Raw genomic sequence first — 25,701 nt, 5'->3', positions numbered from 1 at the left:
TGTCGCTTGCATGTCGACGACGCCGATCCATCTGGGCAACCCCGAGGGCAAGGGACTGGCAGCGGGGACGCTGGGACTGTGGGGGTCGACGGTCATCGGGCTCGCGTCCACCGCACCGGTGTACTCGCTGGTCGCGTCGCTGGGGTGGGTGGTGATCGCCGTCGGGGCGCAGGCTCCGATCGCGTTCGTCCTCGCCTTCGTGCCGATGCTGCTGATCGCGTTCGCCTATCGCGAGCTGAACAACGCCGTGCCCGACTGCGGCACGACCTTCACCTGGGGGACCAAGGCGTTCGGACCCGTCGTCGGGTGGATGGGCGGATGGGGCGTCGCGGTCGCCGGCATGGTGGTGCTCGCGAACCTCGCCCAGATCGCCTCCGTCTACTTCTGGTCCCTGCTCGGCCAGGACGTGACCAACAACGACCTGCGGGTCATCCTCGTCGCCGTGCTCTTCATCGCCGCGATGACGTGGGTGAGCTGGCGCGGCGTCGAGATCGGCGAGCGCGTCCAGAACGTGCTCCTGGGCATCCAGTACCTGGCCCTCGCCGTCTTCCTCGTCGCGGCCGTATGGCAGTTCGCCACGGGAACCGCACCCGGGGCGACGCCGTTCTCCTGGGAGTGGCTGAACCCGTTCGCGTTCACCTCCTGGTCCGGGTTCACCCAGGCGATCCTGCTCGCGCTCTTCATCTACTGGGGCTGGGACACGTGTCTCGCACTGAACGAGGAGACGAAGGATCCGAAGCGGATCCCCGGTCGCGCGGCGCTGCTGACCACGGTCATCCTGCTCGTCACCTACGTGTCGGTGACCATCGCGGCGATGATGTACGCGGGCCTCGGGACCGAGGGGACGGGGCTGGGGAACGAGGCCCACGCCGACGACTTCTTCCTCGCGATCAAGGACGGGCTGCTGGGTCCGTTCGGATGGGTGCTCGTCGTCGCCGTCGTCATCTCCGCGATCTCCTCGACGCAGACGACGATCCTGCCGACCGCGCGGGGCACGCTCGCGATGGGCGTCTACCGCGCGCTGCCGGCCCGGTTCAAGGACGTGCACCCCGTGTACAAGACCCCGTCGTTCTCGACCCTCGTCATGGGCGTGGTGGCGATCGCGTACTACGTGGGGATGACGCTGATCAGCGACAACATCCTGCAGGACTCGATCCTGTCGCTCGGCCTCGCCATCGCCTTCTACTACGCCATCACCGGATTCGCGTGCGTGTGGTACTTCCGCGCGGAGCTCACCCGCTCCGCCCGGGACTTCTTCTTCAAGGGTCTCTTCCCGCTCCTGGGCGGCATCATGCTCGCGGCGGCGTTCGTGCAGTCGGCGATGGACATGTGGCAGCCCGACTACGGCAACACCGTGATCTGGGGCATCGGCGGGACGTTCGTCGTGGGCATCGGCTCTCTCGGGATCGGACTGGTGCTGATGTTCCTCTGGTACCTCTTCCCGCGGTCCAAGAGGTTCTTCCGCGGGGAGAGCCTGAACCGCGAGACCGAGGTCATGGTGCCCGAGGAGCCCGCCGACTTCCCGCGCTCCATCGACGGCGGAATGTGAGCGAGGTCGTCGTGACGGAGCGCTGCGATGTCGTGGTGGTCGGGGCCGGAGTGGCGGGCCTGACGGCGGCCCGGCTGCTCGCCCGGTCCGGCAGGAAGGTCATCGTCCTCGAAGCACGCGATCGCGTCGGCGGGCGGGTGCACACGGATCGCACCGGGTCGCCCACCGATCTCGGCGCATCCTGGATCCACGGGATCGACGGCAGCGCCGTCGCAGCGGCCGCGACGGCCTTCGGCATGCGCATGCACGAGTTCACTGTCGGCGGCTACCAGGCCGACAGCCGGCCGATCGCGTACTACGGGCTGGACGGACGCCGCTTGCCGGACGGGGCCGCCGCCGCGTTCGTCGCAGACATCCACCGGGTGGACGACCTTCTGGCTGAGGAGATCGCGGGCTCGGCGCCGGACGCCTCCTACCGCGATGTCACCGAGGCGGTGCTGGAGAGGCAGGGGTGGGATCCGGAGCGCACGCAGCGGGTCCGCGAGTACCTCGCCCATCGCTCAGAGGAGCAGTACGGCGCGGTCATCGGCGAGCTCGCAGCGCACGGCCTCGACGACGACGCGATCGACGGCGACGAGGTCGTCTTCCCCGACGGGTACGACGTGCTCCCGATGCGGCTGGCAGAGGGGCTCGACGTCCGTCTGAACCAGGTGGCCACCGGGATCGACTGGTCGGACGGCGTCCGCGTCACGACCGAGCGGGACGACTTCCTCGCACAGGAGGCCGTCGTCACGCTGCCGGTGGGCGTGCTCCGCAGCGGGACCGTGAGGTTCACGCCGCCCCTGCCCGCGGTCAACCGGGACGCCCTGAGCCGGCTCCGCATGAACGCGTTCGAGAAGGTGTTCCTCCGGTTCCCGGTGCGGTTCTGGGAGGACGACGTCTACGCCATCCGGCAGCAGGGCTCCGCGGGGGACTGGTGGCACTCCTGGTACGACCTCACCGGCCTGCACGGCGAGCCGACCCTGCTGACCTTCGCGGCGGGGCGCGCGGCCCATGCCACACGGACCTGGGACGACGACCGGGTCGTCGAGTCGGTGATGGCGCAGCTGCGACGCCTCTACGGCGATCGTGCGGTCCCGCCGGCTCAGGTGCACCGCACGGCCTGGCAGGACGATCCCTTCTCGCGCGGGGCCTACGCCTACATGGCCCTCGGATCGACGACGTCCGACCACGACGATCTCGCCACCCCGGTCGGCGACCGGCTCCACATCGCGGGGGAAGCGACCTGGACGGACGATCCGGCCACCGTCACCGCCGCCCTGCTCTCCGGCCACCGCGCGGCGGAGCGCATTCTCGGCGCGGCGATCGGCATCGAGACGCTCTGGGCGACGGACTGAGGCCGGCGTCCCGGATCCGCCTCAGAACATCCGCACGACCTCGCCGATCAGGTCGACGCCGGCGATCTGGGCGAGCATCACCACGATCGCGAACCCCAGGATCGACGCGAGCGGCACCCACGCGCCGAGGCGGCGCGCCGCCTGCTGGGCGCCCTTGCCCACGGGGAACGTCCCGTTCGCGAACAGCTGCTGCACGGTCGCCAGGAATGTCGGGATGACGACGAGGTAGGTCAGCCCGCACCAGGGGCACAGCGTGTGCAGGTCGAAGAAGCTCTGCCAGATCAGCCAGGCGATGAAGACGAACGCGCCGGTGATCCCGAGGCCGAAGAGCGCCCAGAACCAGCGCGGGAAGCGCGCACCGGCGAGGATCGCCACGCCGACGACGAGCGGCGCCATCCAGCCGGTGAGGCCGATCAGCGGGTTCGGGAAGCCGAACACCGAGCCCTGCCAGGAGTCCAGGTTCTTGCCGCACTGCACGAACACGCTGACGTTGCAGCTGAGATCCGCGGTCGGGTTCTCCAGGGTGGCGAACTTGTCGAGTGTGAGCTGGAAGGCCGCCCACCACCCGACGACGCTCGCCACGATGAGCCAGATGGCGTAGCCGACGGGCCTGGTTCCCGCGAGGTTGCGCTGTGCAGACATGCCGCGATTATCGCAGTCGCGCTTCTGCGCGGGATCCATCCGCGCGCATCGGAACGCGTCGAGGCGGGCATCCTGCCCCGATGGTGCGATAATGGACGGGTCGCACCGCCATGACGACGGACGACGGATACAGACTTCGGGGGCTCCGGCCCCCAGCGATCAGAGCACACGCCGATCGCAGACCGATTGAGTTCGCGGTGCCGAGCGCATCGCACGAGAGAATTCACGACGGCTCGCCCGTCGTGCAGGGAGTACGCCAGAGATGGCCGACGAGAACAATGACAACGCCCCTACCCTCGACATCGACGCGCTGCTGCCGGTAGCGCCGGGTTCCGCGGAGCCCCCGGCGGTCGAGGACACGGCACCCGCCGAGGTCCAGGACGCCCCGGAGGCGCCCGTCGAGACTCCCGATGCCCCCGTCGAGGACGCTGCGGCATCCGCCGAGGACGAGAGCATCGGCGATCCCGCGGCTGAGATCGAGCCCGCCGTCGAGGCCGAGCCCACGGCCGAGGCCGAGCCGGCGCGCGCCGTCGAGCCCGAGCCCGTCGCTGCCGAGCGTGAGTCGGCCGAGCCCGTCGTCGAGGCCGAGGTCCCCGCGGAGTCTGAGGCCGAGGCGGCCCCGGAGAGCGAGCCGGCCGCGGAGACCGCAGCCGAGTCCGCTCCCGAGGCGGAGCCCGTGGCGGCCACCGCCGTGAGCCTGGGGCTGCTGCCGGAGATCTTCGTGTCGCGCGTCTCGACGCAGCTGCATTTCCACGCCCCCGCGTTCGTCCCGCTTCCGGCGCGCACGCGCGACACCGGCCGCGACGCCGAGGACGGCCGCCGCACCCGCGGGCGCGGCGGCGACGCCGAGCAGCCGCGCCAGCGCCAGCGCGTCGTCGAGTACATCACCGAGCCGAAGGCGATCAAGGGATCCACGCGGCTCGAGGCCAAGAAGCAGCGCCGCCGCGACGGCCGCGACGCCGGCCGCCGCCGCCCCGTGGTCACCGAGGCCGAGTTCCTCGCCCGTCGCGAGGCGGTCGACCGCGAGATGATCGTGCGCTCGAAGAACGGCCGCACCCAGATCGCGGTGCTCGAGGACAACGTCCTCGTCGAGCACTACGTCGCCCGCAACCAGGACGCGTCGCTCATCGGCAACGTGTACCTGGGGCGCGTGCAGAACGTGCTCCCCAGCATGGAGGCCGCGTTCGTCGACATCGGCCGCGGCCGCAACGCCGTCCTGTACTCCGGTGAGGTGGACTGGGACGGCGTCGAGACCGGCAACCAGCCCCGGCGCATCGAGCTCGCGCTCAAGGCCGGCGACCGCGTGCTCGTGCAGGTCACCAAGGACCCGGTGGGCCACAAGGGCGCCCGCCTGACCAGCCAGATCTCGCTGCCCGGCCGCTACCTCGTGTACGTGCCGAACGGATCCATGAACGGCATCTCGCGCAAGCTGCCCGACACCGAGCGCGCGCGCCTGAAGCGGATCCTCAAGGAGGTGCTCCCGGAGTCCAGCGGCGTGATCGTGCGCACGGCGGCCGAGGGCGCGACCGAGGAGCAGCTGACCAACGACGTGCAGCGCCTCACGGCGCAGTGGAGCTACATCCAGAAGCAGGTCGAGACCCAGCAGGCGCCCGCGCTGCTGCACGCCGAGCCCGACCTGCTCGTCAAGATCGTCCGTGACGTCTTCAACGAGGACTTCACCCGGATGCGGATCCAGGGCGCCGACGCCGGCCGCACGATCCGCTCCTACCTGGAAAGCGTCGCCCCCGACCTGCTCGACCGGGTCGAGGCGTACGAGGACGAGCGCGACCCGTTCGACGCCTACCGGGTCACCGAGCAGATCGAGAAGGCCCTGGACCGCAAGGTCTGGCTGCCGTCGGGCGGATCCCTCGTGATCGACCGCACCGAGGCCATGACGGTCGTCGACGTCAACACCGGGAAGTTCGTGGGCTCGGGCGGGAACCTCGAGGAGACCGTCACCAAGAACAACCTCGAGGCCGCGGAGGAGATCGTCCGCCAGCTGCGTCTGCGCGACATCGGCGGCATCATCGTCGTCGACTTCATCGACATGGTGCTCGAGTCCAACCGCGATCTCGTGCTGCGCCGACTCGTGGAGTGCCTGAGCCGCGACCGCACCAAGCACCAGGTCGCCGAGGTCACCTCGCTCGGGCTCGTGCAGATGACCCGCAAGAAGCTGGGTCTCGGCCTGCTCGAGACCTTCAGCGAGCCCTGCGAGGTGTGCGCGGGCCGTGGCGTGATCGTGCATCACGATCCCGTCGTCAAGCACCGCGCGGCCGCGCCGCAGCAGACGTCCAACCGGCGCCAGCGCGGCGGCGGGAACGGCGGTTCGCCGTCCAACGGCGCGGCGAACGGTGCGCCCGCGCCCGCCGCCGCCAACGGCGGCACGCACAGCATCCCCGAGGGCGCCAAGTCGGCGCTCGCGCAGATCGCCGCCTCCAGCCGGCCCGCGGGAGAGGCCCCGGTCTCCGCGGAGACACCGGTCGACGCCGCTGCCGAGGCGCCCGTCGCCGAGCGGCCCAAGAAGCAGCGCAAGAAGCGCGGATCCGACCGCGGCAAGGGCCCGAAGACCGAGGCCGAGCAGCTGCTCGACTCGGTGCTGGACGCGCTGCCCGAGCCCAAGGCCCCGGGTCAGGGCCGCAATCGTCGTCGGGTGACGACGGCGGCGCTCTCCGCGGGGACGGCCGTCGTGCACACGACCGAGGCGGCGCCGCGGGGCGAGCAGGCCTGAGACCCGCACGCGTCGTCGGGAGACGCATGTCGCGATCGGCACACAGTGTCACGATCGGCACACGGATCCTGCGGGATCCTGTGCTGATCGTCACATGATGTGCTGATCGTCGCGACGACCGTCGGAGAGCGACGATCCTTCGGGGAGTGCGGAGGGGCGGGCCGATCAGCGGTCGCGGGCAGGGACGCGCAGCCCCGAGGCGATGAGACGGCGGGTGAGCTCCTTGCCGCCGACGTGCTCCGCACCGCCGGCGATGAGCCGGGGGAGCGCGTCCTCCGGCACGTCGTAGTGGTCGAGGTCGAAGGCCCGCGGCGGGATCTCGTGCGCGGCGGCGAAGGCGTGCAGCTCGTCGACGTCGGAGTCGCTGACCAGATGCGCCCAGAGCCGGCCGTGCGCCGGCCAGATCGGATCGTCCACGAGGATCGCCATTCCGCGATCCTAGGACGCCGTGCCGGCCGCGCGGCCGAATCGGAGCGGATCGGATCCGGGATCCCGACACGGCCGCGCTCGCTTTGCGAGGGGACGGCGCATCCGGTAAAGTAGCTCCTTGGTGCACCGCGCCGGACGCCCCACTCGGCCGCCGCGGGATCATGCAACTCGCGCCCGCCACTGCGGATCCCTCTGCTGTGGCGCGATGCACGCACAGTCTTCCCGTGAGATTACGGAGCGGTCCCGCTCCCCAACGAAACAGGTATGAAGTGGTTTACGCAGTAGTGCGCGCCGGTGGACGCCAGGAGAAGGTCGAGGTCGGCACGATCGTTCAGCTCGACCGTCTGAAGGCGGCCCAGGGCGACAAGGTCGAGCTCGCCGCGGTGCTCCTCGTCGACGGTGACAAGATCACCACCGACGCCGACAAGCTCGCGAAGGTCAAGGTCACGGCAGAGGTCGTGAGCCACCTCCGCGGCCCGAAGATCGTCATCCAGAAGTTCAAGAACAAGACCGGCTACAAGAAGCGCCAGGGGCACCGTCAGGACCTCACGCGCGTCAAGATCACCGGCATCAAGTAAGCACGAAGAGGAGCTGAGAAATGGCACACAAAAAGGGTGCGAGCTCGACCCGCAACGGTCGTGACTCCAACGCACAGCGACTCGGCGTGAAGCGCTTCGGCGGCCAGACCGTCAACGCCGGCGAGATCCTCGTCCGCCAGCGCGGCACGCACTTCCACCCCGGCGTGAACGTCGGCCGTGGCGGCGACGACACGCTGTTCGCCCTCGCCGCCGGTGCGGTCGAGTTCGGCGCGAAGGGCGGCCGCAAGGTCATCAACATCGTCGCAGCTGCCGAGTAAGGCTTCGACGGCTCGGCCATCGGCTGAGCGTTCGGAAACGGGGCGGGCTTCGGCTCGCCCCGTTTCCCTATTCCCGGCACGATCAACAGGGCCCACCGCCCGCCAACCCAGGAGGATCCCCGCATGGTCACGTTCGTCGACAGGGTGACGCTGCACCTGCGCGCGGGCAAGGGCGGCAACGGCTGCGTGTCCGTGCACCGGGAGAAGTTCAAGCCCCTGGGCGGGCCCGACGGCGGCAAGGGCGGTGACGGCGGCGACATCGTGCTCGTCGCCGACCCGCAGACCGGCACCCTGCTCTCGTACCACCACTCGCCGCACCGGACGTCGCAGAACGGCGGCTTCGGCATGGGCGACCACCGCTCCGGCTACGACGGCGAGGACCTCGAGCTCCCGGTGCCGGTGGGCACCGTCGTGAAGACCACGGACGGCCAGATCCTCGCCGACATGGTCACGCCCGGCGAGCGGTACATCGTCGCCGCGGGCGGCCACGGGGGCCTCGGCAACGCCGCACTGGCGACTCCGAAGCGCAAGGCGCCCGGCTTCGCGCTGCTCGGCACGCCCGGCTTCGAGGGCGATGTCGTGCTCGAGCTCAAGACGGTCGCCGACGTCGCGCTGGTCGGCTTCCCGTCGGCCGGCAAGTCGAGCCTGATCGCCGCGATCTCCTCGGCCCGTCCCAAGATCGCCGACTACCCGTTCACCACGCTGCACCCGAACCTCGGCGTCGTGCAGGCCGGGGACTCGCGGTACACCGTCGCCGACGTCCCCGGACTCATCGAGGGCGCGAGCGAGGGCCGCGGACTCGGCCTCCAGTTCCTCCGGCACGTGGAGCGCTGCTCCGCGCTGCTGCACGTGCTCGACTGCGCGACCCTCGAGCCGGGCCGCGATCCGATCAGCGACCTCGACGTGATCCTCGCCGAGCTCGCCGCCTACGAGGTGCCCGAGGGGCAGGTGCCGCTGCTCGAGCGTCCCCAGCTGATCGCCCTGAACAAGATCGACGTTCCCGAGGCGCGCGAGCTCGCCGACTTCGTGCGCCCTGAGCTCGAGGCGCGCGGCTTCCGCGTGTTCGAGATCTCCACGGTCGCCCACGAGGGGCTGCGCCCGCTGACCTTCGCGCTCGGCGAGATCGTCGACGCCCACCGCGCCGAGCTCGCCGCGGCCGCCGAAGCGCCCAAGGAGCGCGTGGTCATCCGCCCGAAGGGCGCGAAGCGCGACTTCGAGATCCGGGTCGAGGGCGGCAGCTACGGCAACATCTACCGGATCCTGGGCGAGAAGCCCGTGCGCTGGGTGCAGCAGACCGACTTCCAGAACGAGGAGGCCGTGGGCTACCTCGCCGACCGTCTGGAGAAGCTGGGCGTCGAGGACGAGCTGTTCCGCCTCGGTGCGGTGCGCGGATCCACCGTCGTCATCGGCCCGGGCGAGAGCATCGTGTTCGACTGGGAGCCGCAGCTGAGCTCCGCGGCCGAGCTGATCACGTCGCCGCGCGGCCTCGACTCCCGCTTCGACCCGAACACGCGCCGCACCACGAGCGAGCGTCGCGAGCGGTACCACGAGCGCATGGACGCGAAGGCCGCAGCACGCGCCGAGCTCGAGGAGCAGCGCCTCGCGACCCGCGCCGCCGCGGGGGAGGACGTCGAGGAGTCCGGCGAGGACGCGCGGTGACGGCACTCACCCGGGCGGACCTGCCCGGAGCCGCGCGCATCGTCGTCAAGGTCGGATCCTCGTCGATCAGCGGCGACGCCGCCTGGCGGATCCCCCTGCTGGTCGAGGCGCTGGCATCTGCGCACGCGCGCGGTGCGGAGATCGTGCTGGTCTCCTCGGGGGCCATCGCCACCGGCATCCCGTTCCTACAGCTGGAGGCCCGCCCCACCGACCTCGCGACGCAGCAGGCGGCGGCCGCGGTCGGCCAGAACGTGCTCGTCTACCGCTATCAGGAGGCGCTGCGCCCGCACGGCATCGTGGCAGGACAGGTGCTGCTGACGACCGGCGACCTCGAGCACCCCACGTCGCGCAGCAACGCGCGACGGGCGATGGAGCGGCTGCTCGGACTGCGGGTGCTGCCGATCGTCAACGAGAACGACACCGTGGCCACGCAGGAGATCCGCTTCGGCGACAACGACCGGCTCGGCGCCCTCGTCGCGCAGCTCGTCGGGGCCGATGCGCTCGTGCTGCTCAGCGACGTCGAGTCGCTGTACACGCGGCCGCCGTCCGATCCGGCCGCCGAGCCGCTCGACGTGGTGGCCGCCGGTGCGGATCTCTCGGGTCTGGAGTTCGGTGCGACGGTCGTCAACGGCGTGGGCACCGGCGGCGCCGCGACGAAGGTCTCGGCGGCACGCCTCGCCGCGGCCAGCGGGATCGGCGTGCTGGTGACCAGTGCTGATCTCGTCGCCGAGGCGCTCTCCGGAGCCGAGATCGGCACCTGGTTCGAACCCGCGGTCTGATCCGTCATCCCGCGTCCGGGTGGCGCGCGGCGTGGGTACACTGACCGCATGTCCACGATGATCGCCGATACGACCGCGCCCGCCGACGTCTCCGCCGGTCACGACTCCCCGGAAACGCGCATGCGCGCGGCGAAGGACGCCTCGCGCGAGACCGCGCGGCTCACCAGCGACGGCAAGGCGAAGGCGCTCGAGGCGATCGCCGCTGCGCTCACGGCGGCGTCGGAAGACATCATCGCCGCGAACGCACGGGATCTCGAGCGAGGCGCCGAGGAGGGGATCGGCGACGGGCTGCTGGATCGGCTGCGCCTGGACGACAAGCGGATCCAGGCGCTGGCCGCCGCCGTGCGCGAGGTTGCAGCGCTGCCGGATCCGGTCGGGCGCGTGGTCGGCGGGCATCGGATGCCCAACGGCGTCGCTCTGGAGCAGGTGCGCGTGCCATTCGGGGTGGTCGGGGCGATCTACGAGGCGCGGCCGAACGTCACGGTCGACATCGCCGCCCTGGCCCTGCGGTCGGGCAACGCGGCCGTGCTGCGCGGAGGCAGCGCCGCGCGCGAGAGCAACACGGTGCTCGTGCAGGTGATGCGCGACGCGCTGGCCTCGGCCGGGGTGAGCGCCGAGGCGATCCAGACGGTCGACGACTTCGGACGGGCCGGCGCCACCGCGATGATGCACGGCCGCGGACTCATCGATGTGCTCGTCCCGCGGGGGAGCGCCGGGCTGATCGAGACCGTCGTCACCGAGTCGACGGTGCCCGTGATCGAGACCGGTGCGGGCGTCGTGCACATCGTGCTCGACGAGTCGGCGCCGCGGGACTGGGCGCGGGACATCGTCGTGAACGCCAAGGTGCAGCGCCCGAGCGTCTGCAATGCGGTGGAGACGGTGCTCGTGCTGCGCGGTGCGGCCGACCGCCTCGTGCCCGACGTCGCGGAGGCGCTCATCGCGCAGGGGGTCACCATCCACGGCGACGACGACATCCGCCGTCTCGTCCCGGACGCCGTCCCTGCCACCGAGGAGGACTGGGGGCTGGAGCACATGAGCCTCGACCTCTCGATGCGCGTCGTGGACGACCTCGATGAGGCGCTCGCGCACATCCGGCGGTACAGCACGGGTCACACCGAGTCGATCATCAGCACCGACGCGCTCGCGATCGAGCGCTTCCTCGCCGAGGTCGATTCCGCGGTGGTGATGGCGAACGCATCGACGCGTTTCACCGACGGCGGCGAGTTCGGCTTCGGCGCCGAGGTGGGCATCTCGACGCAGAAGCTGCACGCGCGGGGCCCGATGGGCCTCGCGGAGCTGACCAGCACCAAGTGGCTCGCGCGCGGAGCGGGGCAGACGCGCGGCTGAGGGCTAGACTGAGGAGCTGAGTTCCACCCTGATCACTCTGGAGAATCGATGAACCTCGTCGCACAGCTCGTGCAGGCCGCCGCTGAGAACACCGAGCAGAGCGGCAACGTGATGCTGGAGACGCTCCCGTTCTTCTTCATCGCCGGCGGCGTGTTCGCGCTTCTCGGGCTCGTCGCGCTCTCCTACCGCAACGTCGCCAACCGCCACGCCGCGAAGGCGGACGCCTGGGCCGCGGAGCACGGTCACGAGGGACACGGGGCCGGCCACGGTCACTGAGCTGAGCCGATGACGACCACTCCGGCGCCGCGGATCGGCGTGATGGGCGGGACGTTCGACCCCATCCATCACGGGCACCTCGTGGCCGCGAGCGAGGTCGCGCACTCCTTCGGGCTCGACGAGGTGGTCTTCGTGCCCACGGGGGAGCCGTGGCAGAAGAGCGGCGTCACGCCGAGCGAGCACCGCTACCTCATGACGGTGATCGCCACGGCCTCGAACCCGTCGTTCACGGTCAGCCGCGTCGACATCGATCGGCACGGTCCGACGTACACGATCGACACGCTCCGGGATCTGAAGGCGCAGCGCCCTGACGCCGAGTTCTTCTTCATCACCGGTGCGGACGCCGTGGCGCAGATTCTCAGCTGGAGGGATCATGATGAACTGTGGGATCTGGCCCACTTCGTCGCGGTATCCCGACCCGGTCACGTGCTGAGCACGGACGGTCTGCCGCCCGGCGACGTCAGCCAGCTGGAGGTCCCCGCCCTTGCGATCTCCTCGACCGATTGCCGTTCCCGCGTCCGCGAGGGAGACCCGGTCTGGTATCTCGTACCGGATGGGGTGGTTCAGTACATCGCGAAGCATCATCTTTATCGGAGCACGTCATGAGCACATGGGATCAGCGCCCCGCTGATCAGTCGGCCGACAGCAGCACGCACGGTGCTGACCCGTCATCGGGTGGCGGTCAGCTGACCCGGAAGCAGCTGCGGGAGTCCCGCCTCACCGGCTCGACCCCGATCGTCACGGAGGAGGAGGCCGCGGCCGCGCGTCTCCAGGATGCCGTGAGCGTGCCTCCGGTCGCAGCGCCCGAGACGAGCCCCGACCCCGTCGCAGAGGACGACGCCGAGGAGCCGCTGACCCGCCGTCAGATCCGCGAGCAGGAGCGGATCCGCACGGGCTCCGTCCCGGTGCACGACCCTGCAGCGTCGGTCGCCCCGGCACCGACCGCCCCGGTCGCGCCGTCCGCCGCCGCCCCGATGACGATCCCGGAGCGGCCCGCCGCGCCGGCTCCCGCGGCGGAAGGGATGATCACCGACGTCCCGCGTCCGGCCTACCCGAGCCGCCGTCGGTCGTACGAGCCGGCCGTCGACGCGGCACCGGCACCGTCCGGGTCCGACGAGGAGCAGGAAGGCGTCGACGACGCCGAGCAGGCCGTCGCGCCGGTGTCGGTCTCGGCCGTCATGCGCGCCGAGGAGGAGACCGGGCGCACCTGGCATGCCGCCGCGCCGACGACTCCCGCGGCCGCTCCGGCCGCGCCGTCGTCGGATCCGGCCGCTGCGCCCGCCGTAGCGCCCCTGCGGCCCGCCGCGCCGATGTCCGATGCGGTCGAGGAGCCCGGACAGTCCGCGCTGTGGTCGGAGCTCGTCGCCGAGTCCGACGCGACGCCCGAGCCCGCCCCGGCCGCGCCCGCCGCCCCGGCCGGATCCTCCGTCAACCCGGCCTTCGGCGCCCGGGTGCTCTCGGAGCAGTCGGTCCCGACCGCGCCGGGGATCGACTCCTTCGACACGCTGATCGGGGATTCCACCGGATCGCACCACGCGGCGCCGAACGCCCTGATCTTCCAGCAGGCTCCTGCGGGGCCCTCGCTCTCCGGCCCGGTCGCCTCGACCGGCGAGATCCTCGTCACCGGCAGCTACGAGCTGCCCGCGGGGCTCGGCTCGCGCGGCCACGCCGACGGCGTCGCCGACGGCAAGGAGATCGATGCGGTCCTGCTCGACGGAGAGCTCGCGCCGTCGTCGTCGCCCACTCCGATCGCGGCCAGCGCCGCCATCGGCACCATCAAGCCCGCCGGCGAGGTCATCCGACCGCCGGAGCCCGAGAAGGGCAACAAGCTCATGCTCGCCCTCACCATCACCGCCGGCGCTCTCGCCGTCGCACTGGTCGGGGCACTCATCGTCGCCATCGCCACAGGAGCGTTCTCTTCATGATGCAGTCACCCTCCGCCGCAGAGATGCTGCAGATCGCCGCCGACGCGGCCCGTGCCAAGGGCGGGGAGGATCTGCTGGCGCTGAACGTGTCGGAGCCCCTTCCGCTCGTCGACATCTTCCTGCTCGTCACCGGTAACAGCGAGCGCAACGTCGCCGCGATCGCCGACGAGATCGAGGACCGCATGATCGAGGCGGGATACAAGCGCGTGCGCCGCGAGGGCCGCAGCGAGGCCCGCTGGGTGCTGCTCGACTTCGGCGACCTCATCGTGCACGTCTTCCACGAGGAGGAGCGCACGTACTACGGTCTCGAGCGCCTGTGGAAGGACTGCCCGGTCGTCCCCATCGCCGAGCCGGCGCCGCTGCGCGTGGCCGCCGACCAGGACTGAGCCCCGCCTCGGGGCAGGAGGCCTCAGAGCAGGAACAGCGTCGCGCACAGCAGGGCGATCGCGACCGCCAGCAGGCCTGCGCGCAACGGGATGATCGACTCCCACCGCGCCTGCAGGGCCCGCGCGTCCTCAGGGACCTCGCCGGCCGCTGCTGCCGCGGTGAAGCGGGCGTTGATGGGCTTCGCGACCCGGACGAACAACAGCAGCCACACGATGACCAGGATGAGCGCCGCGGCAGCGAGCGGTCCGGCGAGCGGGGCGCCCCCGAGGAACGCCAGCAGCGCGGTCGCCGCCGTGGCGACGGTGCCGCCGATGCCGATCACGGGGAACCGGCGGTCGCCGTAATAGTGGCCGCGGCCGATGATCCGCACCAGGGTGCGGTCGTCCAGTTCCGCGTAGACGGCGCGCTGCACGACGGCGACGCTCAGATCGGTGCCGAAGATGCCGGCGAGTCCGAGCACGGCGAGGACGGCGGTGATGCCGATGATGAGGGACATTGCTTCTCCGATCGGGAATGCACGTGTTAGCGACGCTAACTGTTAGCACTGCTAAGGTAACCCCATGGCCCGATCAGCGCAAGATGCCGAAAGAGTCCGCGAACGCGAGTCGCGGATCATCCGCAGCGCCCGGGAGATCGCCGAGAGCGAGGGATGGCCGGCGGTCACGGTGCGCCGCCTCGCCGCCGCGGTCGGCGTCAGCCAGCCGATCCTGTACCGGCATTTCCCGGGTGGACGCGAGGACATCGTCGGCCGGGTCGTCGTCGAGGGATACGCCGAGCTGGCGGCGGCGATGGATGTCCCGGACGACCGGGGGAGCACCCTTCCGGCCCTGGTCTCGGCCTATCTCGACTTCGCACGTGAACATCCGGCCGTGTACGAGGCCATGGCGTCGGCGCGCAGCAGTGTCGTCTTCGCCGCCGAGGAGACACCCGAAGAGCTCCGTCGCGGATTCCGGATGCTGGAGCTCGCCGTCGGCGGGACGGACGCCCGGGACCGCGCGGTGCGCGCGGAGCTCCTCTGGAGCACGTTGCACGGCCTGAGCCAGCTGGACGCGCATGCTCGTCTGGACGCGGCGCTCGAGGACGACCGGACTGCGGCGATCGTCGCGCTGTTCGATCGACGCAGCTGACATCCGGCTCGCGGCGGTGCCGCGCGAACGCGTTCTTTGTCCTCGCTGACAAAGACGGTCGGGTCGACCTGTCCGCGGGTGATCGACGGGTAGGGTCGAGCCGTGGGACGGATCACGACTCTGCGGCCGGTCACTCGGATCGCCCTGGGCGAGGGCGTTCGTCGCCGCGCCGACACCCTCTCGGTCGAGGAGCCGCTGGAGATCCGCATCGGCGGAACCCCGCTGGCCGTCACGATGCGCACGCCGGGGCACGACGTCGAGCTGGCGATCGGATTCCTCGTCTCCGAAGGCGTGATCACAGACCGCTCCGACTTCCGGTCCGCCATCCACTGCGGCGGGCCCGGCACCGGCGGCGCGGAGAACACGTACAACGTGCTCGACGCCACGCTCGCACCAGGGGTCCGGATCCCCGGTGCCGATGAGACGCGGCGCTTCTACACGACGAGCTCGTGCGGGGTCTGCGGCAAGGCCAGCATCGACGCGGTGCGGACGACCTCGCATCATGACGTGACGCACGACGACGTCACCGTCGACGCGGAGTGGATCTCCGAGCTGCCGGATCGTCTCCGCGCCGGGCAGGCGGCATTCGCCAAGACCGGGGGACTGCATGCGGCCGGCCTCTTCGACGTCGCGACCGGCGAGCAGCTCGTGATCCGAGAGGACGTCGGCAGGCACAACGCCGTCGACAAGGTGGTCGGCTGGGCGCTGCAGGAGGGACGGCTGCCGCTGCGCGGGACCGTGCTGCAGGTCTCCGGACGCGCCAGTTTTGAGCTCGTGCAGAAGGCCGTGATGGCGGGGATCCCGATCCTCTCCGCGGTGTCGGCGCCGTCGTCGCTGGCGGCGGAGCTCGCCGAGGAGTCCGGGCTCACCCTGCTCGGCTTCGTCCGGGGCCGAACCATGAACGTGTACGCGCACGAGCATCGTGTGCTGATCGATGCGGGGACGCGGGGCGATGCTCCCGTGCAGGAAGGACGAGCACGACGATGAGCGACGACGTGGACGCACGCGGAGGCACGGCCTTCGGCCTGATGCCCGAGGAGCCCCGCCAGGGCGGCTACGGGCCGCGCACGACGGCGGCCTGGTCGCGCAAGCCGTACCATCACCCGGCAGCCGGCTGGGGAGCGGCGATGTCGGTGGGGAAGGTGCTGCTGCGCGAGCGCGAGCCGATCGCCGGATCCGAGGCGATGCTCATCATGAACCACGGGCGTTCGGGTTTCGACTGCCCCGGCTGCGCGTGGCCGGACGACCTCGGCAATCTGCGGCTCGACATCTGCGAGAACGGCATCAAGCACGTCACCTGGGAGATGACGCACAAGCGCGTCGACCGCCAGTTCTTCGCCCAGCACACCGTCGCCGAGCTCGCGCAGTGGACCGACTTCGACCTCGAGGACCAGGGCCGGCTCACCGAGCCGATGAGCTACGACCCCGTCACCGACCGCTATGTGCCCATCTCGTGGGATGACGCGTTCGCCCTCATCGGCGCGGAGCTGCAGGCGCTGGACAGCCCCGACGAGGCGAGCTTCTACACCTCGGGACGCTTGAGCAACGAGGCCACCTTCCTGTACCAGCTGATGGTGCGCGAGTACGGGACGAACAACCTCCCGGACTGCTCCAACATGTGCCACGAGGCCTCCGGACGAGCCCTGAAGGCGTCCCTGGCCACGGGCAAGGGCACAGCCGACCTGCGCGACTGGGAGGAGTGCGACGCACTGTTCATCCTCGGCGTGAACGCGGCCTCGAACGCACCCCGGATGCTGACGGCGCTGTCGGACGCGGTCCGCCGCGGAGCCCAGGTCGTGCATGTGAACCCGCTGGTCGAGGCCGGAGCGACTCGCACGATCGTGCCGCACGAGTTCGTGGACATGGCGCTGTTCAAGAGCACCGACACGAGCACCATGAACCTGCAGGTGCGCATCGGCGGCGACCTCGCACTGATCCGCGGTATGGCCAAGGTCGTGTTCGAGGAGGCCCGGACGGATCCGACGGTGCTGGACACCGCCTTCCTCCGCGGATACACGAACGGGGTCGAGGAGTACCGGACGCTCGTCGAGGCGACGCCCTGGGCCGAGCTGGTGCGCCAGTCCGGCCTCACCGAGGAGCAGATCCGCAGGGCTGCGGCGATCTACCTCGGCTCGGAGCGCACCATCATCAGCTGGTGCCTCGGCGTCAGCCAACACGAGCACGGCGTCGACACGGTGCGCGAGATCGTGAACCTGCTGCTGCTGCGTGGCAACATCGGGCGGCCGGGCACCGGACCGTCGCCCGTGCGCGGGCACAGCAACGTGCAGGGCAACCGCACCTGCGGCATCGATCACCGGCCGCCGGCGTGGACCGACCGGCTGGCCGAGGTCTGCCGCATCGACCCGCCCCGCCGGGAGGGCCTGGACACGGTGAAGACGATCCGCGGCATGCACGACGGCACCGTGAAGGTGTTCGTCGGCATGGGCGGCAACTTCGTGCTCGCCGCACCGGACACCCCGTACACCGCCGAAGGGCTCAGTCGCTGCCGCCTCACGGTGCAGGTGAGCACCAAGCTCAACCGCAGCCACCTCGTGCACGGCGAGAAGGCGGTGATCCTGCCGTGCCTCGGGCGCACCGAGCGGGATCAGCAGGAGGCCGGGCCGCAGGGCGTCACCGTCGAGGACGCGATGAGCATGGTGCATCTCTCGATCGGCCGCAAGAGGCCGGCATCGGCCTACCTGCGCTCGGAGCCCGCGATCATCGCCGGCATCGCGAAGGCGACGCTCCCGCAGACGCAGACGCCGTGGGACGACTACATCGCCGACTACGACCGCATCCGCGACGTGATGGCCCAGGTGCTGCCCGGATTCGAGGGCTTCAACCAGCGGATCCAGAGCCGGCACGGCTTCCGCATCCCGCAGCCCGCGCGCGAGCGCGTGTTCGAGACCGAGTCGGGTCTCGCGGAGTTCTCGCTGGCGCCGATGCCCGACGTCATCCCGGCGTCGGACGAGACCCTGGTGCTGCAGACGATGCGCTCGCACGACCAGTGGAACACCACGATCTACTCCAACAACGATCGCTATCGGGGCGTCAAGAACCTGCGCGAGCTGATCTTCCTGCACACCGACGACATGCGTGCCAGAGGGATCGTCGAGGGCGACCTGGTCGACATCCGCTCGACGTCGAAGGACGGGTCGACGCGGATCGCGCGCGCCTTCCGCGCGGTGCCGTACGACCTGCCCCGAGGCAACGCCGCGGGGTACATGCCCGAGCTCAACGTGCTCATCGGGCACGCCGACTTCAGTGTCCAGAGCGATCAGCCGCTCATGAAGAGCATCCAGGTGACGGTGAGCCGCTCCGCGGCCTGAGGCCCCCACGGCGCGGTCTGCCTGGCGTGATGCTGTGCATCTTGCTCGGAGATGTGCGCTTCGATCGGACGTCTTCGCTCATCGCGTCCGAAGCAAGCGCACATCTCCGAGCGAGGCGCACGGTGAACCGAGCGAGGCGCACGGTGAACCGAGCGAGGCGCACGGTGAATCGAGCGACCGCTGCGGCGGGCTCAGAGATCGCGGTCGAAGAGGTCGTCCCAGGTCTCGCGGCGGATGACGGCGCGGGCCTCGCCGTCGCGCACGAAGACCACGGGCGGGCGCCGGTAGCCGTTGTAATTGTTCGCCATGGTGTGCGTGTACGCGCCCGTCGCGGGGACGGCGAGGAGGTCGCCGACCCGCGGCGCGGGCACCCGCAGCGGGTCGATCAGCACATCGCCGGACTCGCAGTGCCGCCCGACGACGAGCACGTCCTCCTCGGGCTCCTCGTTCATGCGGGCTGCGAGAGCCGCCTCGTAGCGCTGCGCGAACAGCGCCACCTCGAGGTTGTCGCCCATCCCGCCGTCCACCGCGACGAAGGTCCGCGCATCGCGCTTGACGGTCGTCACGGTGTAGAGCGTCATCGCCGAGCCGTTCACCATGCTGCGGCCGGGCTCGATGATGAGCTCCGCCTCCGCGGGGAGGTGCTCCCGCGCGGCGGCGAGCAGCGCCTCGACGTACTCGGCGACGCTCGCCGGGTGCTCGTCGTAGGTGTAGCGCGCGCCGAGCCCGCCGCCGAGGTCGTACACCGGGAAGGTGCCGAGCTCGGCGAGCGGGGCGACGGCGGCCGCCAGCTCGGACGGATCCATGATCTGCGATCCGACGTGGGCGTGCACGCCGCGCATCGAGAGCTTCGGGCTCGCCTCGATCCGTGCGATGAGCTCCTTCGCGACCGGGATGGTGAGGCCGAACTTGGATCCGACCTGCCCGGTCTGCACGTGCGGGTGGGTCGACGACTCGACCTCGGGGATGATCCGCACGAGCACGTCCTGCGTGCGGCCCTCCGGCACGAGCTGCTCGAGCCGGTCCACGTCGTCCGCGTTGTCGACCACGACCAGGCCGAGGCCGGCGTCCACCGCGATCTGCAGCTCCTCGGTCGACTTGGCGTTGCCGTGCAGCACGAGCAGAGCCGGATCCACCCCCGCGCGGAGGGCGCTGAGGATCTCGCCGCCGCCCGCGACGTCGAGCCCCAGGCCCTCCTCGACCATCACGCGCTGCACCGCGGTCGCCGGGAACGACTTGGACGCGAACACGACGCGCGCGTTCGGCCACCGCGAGGTCAGCTCGGTGCGGTACTCCCTGGCCCGCGCCCGCAGAGCGGTCTCGTCGACGACGATCGCCGGAGTGCCGAACTCCCGCGCCAGGTCGTCGACGCGGCAGCCGCCGAACCGCAGCGTGCCGTCGGGGTCGACGGTGGTCCCGGCGGGGAACAGGTCGAGGATCGGGTGCGGCATGGTCACATCCTTCGGGTCGGTGCGGTCACTTCGGGGGTGCGGTCAGCGTCTCACAGGGCGCGGCGCGGGACGACCACGACGGGCACGGGGGAGTGCCGGACGACCTTGGTCGCGTTCGAGCCGAGGAAGACCCGGGCGAGGGGCCCGAGACTGCTCGATCCTACGACCAGGACCTCGTCCGCGTCCCACTCCACGTCGTCGACCGCGGCTTCCCAGGTGTCGGCCAGGCCGATCACCGTGCCCGCGAGCTCGGGCGGGTCGGGCAGGGTGGACACCTCAGAGAGGAGTCGGGCCACGTCCGCCTGGATGTCCTCTGCCCACTTCTCGGCGATGCCCTGCTCCGCGTCGAGCCCGGCGCCCGCCGTGCCGGAGGTGCGCGGGACCACGGCGAAGGACGCGATCCGCAAGGACGCTCCCACCGCGGCCGCGACCGTGGCCGCATCGAGCACGAGGGTCGAGGACGAGTCCGTGCCCCGGTACGCGGCGGTGACCCGGCCGACCCTGGCGTCGCCCTTCGTGCGGAAGCCGCGGGGCGCGATCGCCACAGGGACGGGGGAGGCGTGCAGCAGTGCGTCGCTCTCGGATCCCAGGGCGATCCGCCCGAGCGGGGCGGCGGAGGAGGATCCGATCACGATCATGCCGACATCGCGCAGCTCGGCGAGCTCGAGCAGCCCGCGCCGGGCGGAGGCCGCCTCGTGCAGCACGAACTCCGCCCGCACGGACCCGCCCAGCACTGCGGCGGCGTGGTCGAGCACGGCGTTCGCGGTCTCGTGGGTGTAGGCCTGCCACTCGGCGTCGTCTCGGGCGGCGGCCGCGCGCGGCCAGGTCTCCGGGATCACCGTCGTGACGATCAGATCGGTGTCCGCGGAGCGCGCCAGCATCGCCGCGAGGTGCAGCACCGACGCCGAGCGGCTGGCGGGGTTCAGGCCGACGAGCAGGCTCATCGCTCGCCGTCCGTCCGGCGTTCGGCCGCGGCCCGGCGCACCTCGCCGGTGCTCGGCTGGGCGACGGCGGTGGTGTACGGGACGTCCGGGGCGGCGACGACCGGGTGGCCGGCCCCCAGCGCCGAGTGCTTGCGCCCGTAGAACCAGTAGAAGACGAGGAACACGGCCGCCCAGGCGACGAACACGAAGATCGTGATCGGACGCAGCTGGGTGATGATCGCGATGCAGCCGATGATCGAGAGGATCGGGATCGTCCAGCCGAGCGGCAGACGGAAGCCGCGCTCCAGCTCGGGTTCGCGCACGCGCAGGATGATCACGCCGATCGACACCACGAGGAAGGCGACGAGGGTGCCGATGCTGGTCATCTCGGCGAGGAAGTTGATCGGCACGACGGCGGCGAGGACGCTCGTCGCGATGACCACGATGATCGTGTTGTTCACGGGTGAGAGGGTGCGCGGGTCGACCTTCGCGAACACCGGCGGGATCATGCCGTCGCGCGACATCGCGAAGAGGATCCGGGTCTGGCCGTAGAGGCAGACCAGGGTCACCGAGAAGATCGAGATGATCGCGCCGATCGCCACGACCGTGCCCGGCCAGGTGGATCCGATGATGTTCTGCAGGATCGCGGACAGGCCCGCATCCTGGTTCTCGAACTTCTCCGGGGCCTGCGCGCCGAGCGCGGCGAGGCAGGTGAGCACGTAGAGGGTGATGATGATGCCGAGGGCGAAGATGATCGCGAGCGGCAGGTTGCGCTTCGGGTTCTTCGCCTCGTCGCCGGCGGTCGAGACGGCATCCAGACCGACGAACGAGAAGAAGATGATCCCCGCGCCGCCGACGATGCCGGCGAAGCCCGCGGGGGCGAAGTTCTGGAAGTGGTCGGCGTTCCAGCCGGTGAAGGCGACCGCGCAGAAGAACAGCACGACCGAGATCTTGATCACGACCATGATGCTGTTGACGAGGGTCGACTCGCGGGCGCCCCGCATCAGGAGCAGGCCGCAGAGCACGATCACGATGACGGCGGGGACGTTGATGATGCCGCCCTGCTCCGGAGCCTGCGACAACTGCACCGGGATCTGCCAGCCGAACAGGTTCTGCAGCAGCTGGTTGACGTACTGCGACCAGCCGACCGCGACCGCTGCCGTGGAGACGCCGTACTCGAGGAGCAGACACGCGCCGACCGCCATCGCGGTCCCTTCGCCGAGTGTGGCGTAGGCGTAGGAGTAGGTGGATCCGGACACCGGCACGGCGCCCGCCATCTCGGCGTAGCAGAGGGCGGTCAGCCCGGCCACGACGCCTCCGATCACGAACGACCAGATCACGGCCGGGCCGGCGACGGGTACGGCCTGCGAGAGGATGAAGAAGATTCCCGTGCCGAGCGTGCCGCCCACGCCGATCATGGTCAGCGAGAACAGTCCGATGCTGCGTTTCAGGTGCACCTCGCCGGCGCCGACCGGTGTGGTCGGCTTCCGGCGCAGCAGCTGCTGGGCGATGGTGGTCATTCCAGTCTCCTTCGATTGGATGTGTGATCCTGCGCGGTCCGGATCCGGCAGGATCGGGTGTCAGTCTTCTCTCGTCACCCGGAATCGCGCTACGTCGGGATCGACCGCACCGCGGACGTATCCGCTCGGTGACGCGGCCACGGCCTGGAGGAACGCCACGGTCTGCGCCGTGATCTCCTCGCCCGGGATGACGTTCGGGATCCCCGGAGGGTACGCGGCGAGGGTGTCGGCCGAGACGCGGCCGACCGCCTGCGCGGCGGGGACGAGCTCTGTGCCCGCGAAGTAGGCGTCGCGGGGGAGCATGCGCAGCGCGCCGGAGGGCGGCAGCGCGGGGAAGTCGGCGGTGTCGGCCTGCGCGCGCTCAGCGTGCGCCTCATCGGAGTCGACCGCCGCGGACAGCACGCGGTGCACGTGCTCGAGGTCCGGCGTCTTGCCGGCGCCGATGAGCGCGACGAGTGCGGTCGCCGTCGAGATCTCGAAGTAGATGCCCTCGACCTCGAGCAGGTGCTGGCGCAGCCAATGGCCGCTCACCCCGGTGGCCGAGACGTCGATCGGCACGCGGAGCGGGTCGGTCGCGACGATGTCGTCGAAGGCGCCGAAGCCGTCGTCGAGGACGGCGAAGCGGGGATCCTCGCGCAGTGCGGCGCGGAACGCGTTCGCGGCGACGATCGAGCGGCCGATCTCCTCGGCGCCCGTCATGAGCGAGTGCCGCGCGATGTCGAGCGAGGCGGTGAGCAGAGCCGAGGAGGACGTCGATGACGTCGTGGACACGGCGCGCTCGATCAGGGGCTCCAGGCGGTCGGCGAACGGGCCGTCGCCGAGGTGCAGCATCGCGGACTGGGTGAGGGACCCGGCGAGCTTGTGCGTGCTCGAGACCACGAGGTCCGCGCCGAGGCGGGCGGGCGACTCCGGGAGGTCGGGGTGGAAGCCGAAGTGCGGCCCCCAGGCCCCGTCCACGATCAGCGGGGCGCCGTGCGCATGCGCGACCTTGGCGAGTCCGGCGACATCGGCCACGGATCCGAAGTAACTCGGCGAGACGATGTAGACGGCGCTCGCCGCCTGGCCCCGTGCGGCCGCCGCGGTCAGCGCGTCGTCGAGAGCTGCGGGGGAGACGCCGTGTGCGACGCCGTGACGGCGGTCGACCGAGGGCAGCACGAACGACGGCGTGAGACCGGCCGTGAGCACGCCGTCGCTGAAGCTCGAGTGCGCGCTGCGCTGCGACAGGATGTTCGCGCCGAGGCCGCGCACGGCGAGCGCGGCGATCCGGTTGGCCTGAGAGGCGCCGCCGGCGAGGAACCAGGTGCGCCGCGCGCCCCAGGCGTCAGCGGCGAGTTCGAGGGCCTGGGAGAGGGGGGAGTCCTCGCCCAGGTCGATGTCGTCGAGGAGCATCGGCACGTCGAGCTGCAGCACGCGCTCGCCGAAGTACTCCGCCAGGCGGGCGCTGATGCCGCGGCCGTTGCCGCTGTGGCCGGGCACCATGAGCTGGATCGGCGATCGGCTCGCGTGGCGCTCGAGCGCGTCGGCGTAGGGGGTCGCTGCGTGGCGGAGGTCTCGGGTGATCGAGGACCCGCTGGACGCGACGGGTGCGGCCGCGACGAGGGACTCGGTGAAAGGCATTCCCCCATGGTGAGGGCGGAGCCGGCGGGAAGGAATCCCTCGAACTTCATCCGCCTCACATATCCTGTATGTGACTGGACGGTCCGAAACGGCCTGATCCCACATAGGAGGTTGGTGTCATGGTCGATCTGCGGCAGCTCGAGGCGCTCCGAGCGGTGCATGCCGAGGGTTCCGTGACCGCGGCCGCGCGCCGTCTCGGCTGGGGGCAGCCGACCGTCGACTACCACCTGAAGAACCTCGAGCGCCTGGTCGGATCCCCGGTGCTGCTGCGCTCGCCGCGGGGCAGCCGGCTCACGCCCGTCGGAATGCTCCTGCTCGACAGGGCCCAGGAGATCCTGACCCTGAGCGAACGCGCGATCCGCGACGCGAGGGAGCTCACCCAGATGGGCCGGGTGAGGCTGCGGTTCGGGACGTTCCCGACAGCCGCGGCGAAGATCCTGCCGGCGGTCGTCTCCCGCGTGAACGACTTCGGGATCGAGATCGACGCGGTGCTCGAAGAGGTGCCCACGCTCGTCGAACGGATCAACCGCGGTGGGCTGGATGCCGCCCTCGTCTACACCGTGCCCGGGTACGAGCTGCCGTTCCGGCCGCACGTGGCGGCGGTCGAGGTCCATCGGGATCCGCTCCTGCTGGCGCTGCCGTCCGGCCACCCGCTCGCCACGCCCGGCCCGATCGACCTGCCGACGATGCTCACGCTGTGGCAGGAGCGCTGGCTCTTCGCCGCGGCGGGGGACGATCCGATGGACACGATCGTGGTCGACGCGTTCGCCGCCGAGGGGCGCGCGCTCGAGGTCGCGATCAGGACGGACGACTTCCAGGTCATGCTCGGGATGATCGCGGCGCGCCTGGCCGTCGGACTGCTCCCGAGGCTCGCGGTCGGCAATGCGCATCCGGGCATCGTCCTGCGCCCGATCGAGGATCCGGCGTTCGCGCGCTCGGTGCTCGTGGCGACCTCGGCCGAGGGCTCGCCGCGCGGCCCGTCGACCGCGGTGCGGCAGCTGGTCCTGGCGATCCGCGACGGCTTCGCCGCGCTGTCCTTCGACTGAGGGCTTCCGCGGTTCGCCGAGGGACACGCCCGGCGTCCGGGATTCGCCGCACCGATTCGCATCCGATCGAAACGGTGTTGTAAGCTGAGTGAGTTGTCGCGGGAAGCCGCGAACAGCGTCTGGGCCTGTGGCGCAGCTGGTAGCGCACCTGCATGGCATGCAGGGGGTCAGGGGTTCGAGTCCCCTCAGGTCCACACTTCAACACGACGAAGCCCCCGAGAGATCGGGGGCTTCGTCGTTCCCGGCGCGCGGATGTCCTGGTCCGCCGGCCTGTCGCCGCCGGTTCGACGGCACCACCCCGGCGCTCAGTCCTCCTGCTTGTCGTGCTTCTCCTCGTGCCTCTCGTGCCGCACGATGAGGACGGGGCAGTGCGCGTGCGACGCGCAGGTCGCACTCACGGATCCGAGCAGCAGTCCGGTGAATCCTCCGCGGCCCCGGCTGCCCATCACCAGCATCTCCGCGCCACGGCTCTGCTCGATGAGCACGGGCGCGGCGGGGCCGGCCAGCACCGACGCCGAGAGATCCGCCGGCGGGTCCCCGGCGAACACGTCCTTGATCGCGGCGTCGAGGACGACCGCCGCGTCCTTGTCCGGCGTCCAGCCCGCGCTCGGATACAGGTCGATGAGGGCCGGGTAGTCCCACGTCGTCACCGCACGCAGCGGGATGCCGAGGGCGGCGGAGAGCTTCGCCGCATAGCGGAGGGCGTCGAGCGACGAGTCGGAGCCGTCGACGCCGACGAGGATGGGGGCGTTCGCAGAGGTGTTCATGCGCTCA

24 protein-coding genes and 1 tRNA gene are annotated in these 25,701 nt (G+C 70.8%); 17 read left to right on the top strand and 8 right to left on the bottom strand.

Annotation, left to right across the window (positions count from 1 at the left end):
* Positions 1-10 precede the first annotated feature (10 nt).
* Both J8G10_RS06310 and J8G10_RS06305 read left to right on the top strand, forming a co-directional pair.
* Positions 11-1,549 (top strand): APC family permease, encoded by a 1,539-nt coding sequence (locus tag J8G10_RS06310; RefSeq protein WP_251441722.1) that lies wholly within the window; start codon positions 11-13, stop codon positions 1,547-1,549.
* Positions 1,546-2,886, top strand: coding sequence for an NAD(P)/FAD-dependent oxidoreductase (locus J8G10_RS06305; RefSeq protein ID WP_251441720.1), 1,341 nt, complete (start codon positions 1,546-1,548; stop codon positions 2,884-2,886). The genes J8G10_RS06310 and J8G10_RS06305 overlap by 4 nt, the downstream gene beginning before the upstream one ends.
* Before the next feature lie 21 nt (positions 2,887-2,907).
* Here the strand turns inward: J8G10_RS06305 and J8G10_RS06300 are convergent, their stop codons facing one another.
* The gene (locus tag J8G10_RS06300) at positions 2,908-3,528 is read right to left on the bottom strand and encodes a vitamin K epoxide reductase family protein (RefSeq protein WP_251441718.1); all 621 of its coding nucleotides are present in this window, start codon (positions 3,526-3,528) and stop codon (positions 2,908-2,910) included.
* A gap of 262 nt (positions 3,529-3,790) precedes the next feature.
* On the opposite strand from J8G10_RS06300, the gene J8G10_RS06295 reads away from it, so the two are divergent.
* Positions 3,791-6,256, top strand: coding sequence for a ribonuclease E/G (locus J8G10_RS06295; protein WP_251441716.1), 2,466 nt, complete (start codon positions 3,791-3,793; stop codon positions 6,254-6,256).
* A 165-nt stretch (positions 6,257-6,421) separates the two neighbouring features.
* On the opposite strand, the gene J8G10_RS06290 is transcribed toward J8G10_RS06295, so the two are convergent.
* On the bottom strand, positions 6,422-6,685 hold the full coding sequence (locus J8G10_RS06290) for a DUF4031 domain-containing protein (protein ID WP_251441715.1): 264 nt from the start codon (positions 6,683-6,685) through the stop codon (positions 6,422-6,424).
* A 269-nt stretch (positions 6,686-6,954) separates the two neighbouring features.
* Here J8G10_RS06290 and rplU point away from each other — a divergent pair, with 269 nt between their 5' ends.
* From rplU to rsfS, 9 genes are all read left to right on the top strand, one after another.
* The gene (rplU, locus tag J8G10_RS06285) at positions 6,955-7,263 is read left to right on the top strand and encodes a 50S ribosomal protein L21 (RefSeq protein ID WP_233309240.1); all 309 of its coding nucleotides are present in this window, start codon (positions 6,955-6,957) and stop codon (positions 7,261-7,263) included.
* Positions 7,264-7,283: 20 nt separating this feature from the next.
* A complete protein-coding gene (gene rpmA, locus J8G10_RS06280; protein ID WP_251441714.1) occupies positions 7,284-7,541 on the top strand; it encodes a 50S ribosomal protein L27 in 258 nt (85 codons plus the stop codon).
* A 123-nt stretch (positions 7,542-7,664) separates the two neighbouring features.
* Complete coding sequence (gene obgE, locus J8G10_RS06275; protein WP_251441713.1) at positions 7,665-9,200, top strand: GTPase ObgE; 1,536 nt, start codon at positions 7,665-7,667, stop codon at positions 9,198-9,200.
* Positions 9,197-9,979 (top strand): glutamate 5-kinase, encoded by a 783-nt coding sequence (gene proB, locus J8G10_RS06270; protein ID WP_251441708.1) that lies wholly within the window; start codon positions 9,197-9,199, stop codon positions 9,977-9,979. The genes obgE and proB overlap by 4 nt, the downstream gene beginning before the upstream one ends.
* Before the next feature lie 120 nt (positions 9,980-10,099).
* A complete protein-coding gene (locus J8G10_RS06265; protein WP_251442394.1) occupies positions 10,100-11,326 on the top strand; it encodes a glutamate-5-semialdehyde dehydrogenase in 1,227 nt (408 codons plus the stop codon).
* Between the two features lie 48 nt (positions 11,327-11,374).
* Entirely contained in the window at positions 11,375-11,602 is a 228-nt protein-coding gene (locus tag J8G10_RS06260) for a hypothetical protein (protein WP_251441706.1), read from the top strand.
* Between the two features lie 9 nt (positions 11,603-11,611).
* Entirely contained in the window at positions 11,612-12,208 is a 597-nt protein-coding gene (gene nadD, locus J8G10_RS06255; protein WP_251441704.1) for a nicotinate-nucleotide adenylyltransferase, read from the top strand.
* Entirely contained in the window at positions 12,205-13,527 is a 1,323-nt protein-coding gene (locus J8G10_RS06250; RefSeq protein WP_251441702.1) for a hypothetical protein, read from the top strand. The genes nadD and J8G10_RS06250 overlap by 4 nt, the downstream gene beginning before the upstream one ends.
* Positions 13,527-13,913 (top strand): ribosome silencing factor, encoded by a 387-nt coding sequence (gene rsfS / locus J8G10_RS06245; RefSeq protein WP_374208766.1) that lies wholly within the window; start codon positions 13,527-13,529, stop codon positions 13,911-13,913. Before J8G10_RS06250 ends, rsfS begins: the two co-directional genes overlap by 1 nt.
* 23 nt (positions 13,914-13,936) lie before the next feature.
* Here rsfS and J8G10_RS06240 read toward each other — a convergent pair whose 3' ends face one another.
* Positions 13,937-14,410: a DUF1772 domain-containing protein gene (locus tag J8G10_RS06240; RefSeq protein WP_251441699.1), complete on the bottom strand. Its 474-nt coding sequence runs from the start codon at positions 14,408-14,410 to the stop codon at positions 13,937-13,939.
* 64 nt (positions 14,411-14,474) lie between these two features.
* Here J8G10_RS06240 and J8G10_RS06235 point away from each other — a divergent pair, with 64 nt between their 5' ends.
* The 3 genes from J8G10_RS06235 to J8G10_RS06225 all read left to right on the top strand — a co-directional run bounded on the left by J8G10_RS06235 (position 14,475) and on the right by J8G10_RS06225 (position 18,370).
* Positions 14,475-15,041, top strand: a complete 567-nt coding sequence (locus J8G10_RS06235) for a TetR/AcrR family transcriptional regulator (RefSeq protein WP_251441697.1) — start codon at positions 14,475-14,477, stop codon at positions 15,039-15,041.
* 102 nt (positions 15,042-15,143) lie between these two features.
* On the top strand, positions 15,144-16,028 hold the full coding sequence (fdhD, locus tag J8G10_RS06230; protein ID WP_251441696.1) for a formate dehydrogenase accessory sulfurtransferase FdhD: 885 nt from the start codon (positions 15,144-15,146) through the stop codon (positions 16,026-16,028).
* Positions 16,025-18,370, top strand: coding sequence for an FdhF/YdeP family oxidoreductase (locus J8G10_RS06225; RefSeq protein WP_251441691.1), 2,346 nt, complete (start codon positions 16,025-16,027; stop codon positions 18,368-18,370). The genes fdhD and J8G10_RS06225 overlap by 4 nt, the downstream gene beginning before the upstream one ends.
* Positions 18,371-18,561: 191 nt before the next feature.
* Here J8G10_RS06225 and lysA read toward each other — a convergent pair whose 3' ends face one another.
* The 4 genes from lysA to J8G10_RS06205 are packed head-to-tail and all read right to left on the bottom strand — an operon-like array spanning position 18,562 to position 23,881.
* A complete protein-coding gene (gene lysA / locus J8G10_RS06220; protein WP_251441686.1) occupies positions 18,562-19,821 on the bottom strand; it encodes a diaminopimelate decarboxylase in 1,260 nt (419 codons plus the stop codon).
* A gap of 50 nt (positions 19,822-19,871) precedes the next feature.
* Positions 19,872-20,765, bottom strand: coding sequence for a universal stress protein (locus J8G10_RS06215; RefSeq protein WP_251441684.1), 894 nt, complete (start codon positions 20,763-20,765; stop codon positions 19,872-19,874).
* Positions 20,762-22,264, bottom strand: coding sequence for an amino acid permease (locus J8G10_RS06210; RefSeq protein WP_251441680.1), 1,503 nt, complete (start codon positions 22,262-22,264; stop codon positions 20,762-20,764). Before J8G10_RS06210 ends, J8G10_RS06215 begins: the two co-directional genes overlap by 4 nt.
* A 60-nt stretch (positions 22,265-22,324) precedes the next feature.
* Complete coding sequence (locus tag J8G10_RS06205) at positions 22,325-23,881, bottom strand: aminotransferase class I/II-fold pyridoxal phosphate-dependent enzyme (RefSeq protein ID WP_251441679.1); 1,557 nt, start codon at positions 23,879-23,881, stop codon at positions 22,325-22,327.
* A 119-nt stretch (positions 23,882-24,000) separates the two neighbouring features.
* Between J8G10_RS06205 and J8G10_RS06200 the strand changes: the two genes are divergently transcribed.
* Both J8G10_RS06200 and J8G10_RS06195 read left to right on the top strand, forming a co-directional pair.
* Complete coding sequence (locus J8G10_RS06200; RefSeq protein ID WP_251441668.1) at positions 24,001-24,927, top strand: LysR family transcriptional regulator; 927 nt, start codon at positions 24,001-24,003, stop codon at positions 24,925-24,927.
* Between the two features lie 121 nt (positions 24,928-25,048).
* A tRNA-Ala gene (locus J8G10_RS06195) sits at positions 25,049-25,121 on the top strand.
* 111 nt (positions 25,122-25,232) lie between these two features.
* Here J8G10_RS06195 and J8G10_RS06190 read toward each other — a convergent pair.
* Complete coding sequence (locus J8G10_RS06190; protein WP_251441666.1) at positions 25,233-25,694, bottom strand: universal stress protein; 462 nt, start codon at positions 25,692-25,694, stop codon at positions 25,233-25,235.
* Positions 25,695-25,701: the final 7 nt, after the last annotated feature.

The sequence above is a fragment of the Microbacterium sp. USTB-Y genome (genome assembly GCF_023703415.1).
Classification (GTDB): domain Bacteria; phylum Actinomycetota; class Actinomycetes; order Actinomycetales; family Microbacteriaceae; genus Microbacterium.
The sequence above is the reverse complement of the archived record's forward strand: the minus strand, read 5'-3'. Positions and strand labels throughout refer to the sequence as shown.